The organism is Mycobacterium sp. TH-M15, assembly GCF_057473705.1.
Map to the genome: position 1 here is coordinate 1 of NZ_JBYCLB010000132.1, position 1779 is coordinate 1779.

2 protein-coding genes are annotated in these 1779 nt (G+C 69.3%); both read left to right on the forward strand.

Annotation, left to right across the window (positions count from 1 at the left end; translation table 11 throughout):
* Nucleotides 1-877, forward strand: an 877-nt coding sequence (locus AC2VNT_RS03275; protein WP_486945496.1) for a PPE family protein, SVP subgroup, incomplete at its 5' end; no start/stop codon positions are given.
* 68 nt (nt 878-945) lie between these two features.
* The coding region (locus AC2VNT_RS03280) for a PPE family protein (RefSeq protein WP_486945497.1) at nt 946-1779 on the forward strand (834 nt) is incomplete at its 3' end.

Below are 1779 nucleotides of genomic sequence, written 5' to 3' on the forward strand. Positions count from 1 at the left end.
GGCAGCCCACGTGCCCCCGCCGGCGATCGCCGCCAACCGGTCGCTGTTGGCGGCGCTGATCGCGCACAACTACTTCGGGCAGTACTCCGCGGCGATCGGCGAGACCGAGCGCCAGTACGCGCAGATGTGGTCCCAAGACGCCACGGCGATGCAGGGCTACTCGCGCTCGTCGGCGACCGCGTCCCACCTCACCCAGTTCACCCAGCCGGTGCAGAACACCAACCCCGCCGGGCAGACCGCCCAAAGTGCCTCGGTCGCCCAGGCCACCGGCACTGGCGGCGGTTCGAGCGTGCAATCGATGCTGTCGCAGCTGCAAAGCATGTTCGGCTCGACGGGCACGACGAGCACGACGAGCACGACGAGCACCCTCAGCTCCTCGCTGATCAATACCACCGGCTACTCCTCACAGGCATGGGGTAACGGCGCCGCCAGCTGGGCCGATGCCGCCAACGCCCTGAGCAATGCCAACAACGGCGTTGGTTTGCTCACGTGGTTAGCGGAAAACCCCGCGGGCCTGTCCGAAACGATGAACCCACCGTTTCTGGGGCCAGCGGCGCTGAAATTCGGCGGCATGGGGCTCAGCAGCTTCACCGGGCCGTCAGGGGTGGGCGCGAGCGCCGGGCAGGCGATCAAGATCGGCGCATTATCGGCCCCGCCGACGTGGGCGATGCCGGCTCCGGCGGTCACGCCCGCCTCGTTCACCATGCCGGTCACCAGCATGCCGGCCGCCGCGGCCGGCGCCCCCGGGGGCTTTCCGGGCGGGGCCTTCGGCGAGACCATGCTGGGCACGCTGGTCGGCCGGGGGCTTGGTAGCGCAACAGCCCACGCGGCGTCGCGCCGCGGCGGCGTGGTGTCCCGCTCGCCGATCGGCGGCTGAGCGCAGCGCACCTGAGTCGGGATATTTAGCCCCAACGTAGACAGCTGAGAGAGGGTGAACGGGCAAAGATGGATTTCGGATTGCTTCCTCCGGAAATCAATTCCGGGCGGATGTACGCCGGTCCGGGGTCAGGACCGATGCTGGCGGCCGCGACGGCCTGGGACGCGTTGGCCGACGAACTCGAACTGGCCGCGACCGGCTACGCCTCGTCGGTCTCGGAGTTGACCGGGTCGGCGTGGTCCGGCGCAGCGTCGACGGCGATGGCGGGTGCGGCCGCACCGTATGTGGCTTGGCTGCAGACCACGTCCGCCCTCGCCGAGCAGACCGCCGCGCAGGCCAATACCGCCGCGGCCGCCTACGAGGCGGCGTTCGCCGCGACGGTCCCTCCGCCGGTGATCGCCGCCAACCGCGCGTTGCTGGCGGCGCTGGTCGCGACGAACTTCTTCGGGCAGAACACCGCCGAGATCATGGCCACCGAAGCCCACTACGCCGAGATGTGGGCCAAAGACACCGCCGCGATGTACGGCTACGCCGGGGCGTCGTCGTCGGCAAGCACGCTGACATCGTTCCAGTCCCCGCCGCCGACGACCAACCCGGCCGGCCTGGCTGGCCAGTCCGGCGCGGTCGCCCAGGCCGCCAGCACCGCCGCCCATGCCCAGGACCTGTTGCCGCTGACCGGCACGTTGCACGAGTTGGCCTCGCCGGCAGGTTCGTCGACCACGGCGACCACGTCGACCACCTCGACCAGCAGCTCGGGGCTGATCGGACTGCTCAATGAATACAACACCTTGCTCGGCGGCTATACCGGCGATGCGACCAGCGACATGTCCACGAACTTGGGCTGGTTCACCGCCAGCTACACCGTCGGCACCAACCTTTTCGGTTATTTCAGGGAATTCCTG